Below are 250 nucleotides of genomic sequence, written 5' to 3' on the forward strand. Positions count from 1 at the left end.
TCCGGCTCGACATCACCGCGCGGGTGAGGCCGGCGGGGCTCGATCTCGCGGTCGAGATCGGCAATCCGGGCGAGGTTCATCTGCCCTACGCGGTCGGCTTCCACCCGGCCTTCCCCTGGCCGTTCGCGGGCGGGACCCGGGCGGCGGGCGGCGGCAACGCCGTCGTGTTCGAGGAGCCGGAACGGCCGATGGTGCCGGAGGTGGGCGAGGGCGGGCTGCTGGCGCGGGCCGAGCGGCCGGTCCCGCTCGA

1 pseudogene is annotated in these 250 nt (G+C 76.4%); it reads left to right on the top strand.

From position 1 onward, the window contains the following. A pseudogene (locus WDW90_RS40305) lies at positions 1–250 on the top strand (aldose 1-epimerase family protein); the annotation flags it as partial.

The sequence above is a fragment of the Methylobacterium nigriterrae genome (assembly GCF_037106235.1).
In the GTDB taxonomy this organism is placed as follows: Bacteria; Pseudomonadota; Alphaproteobacteria; order Rhizobiales; family Beijerinckiaceae; genus Methylobacterium; species Methylobacterium nigriterrae.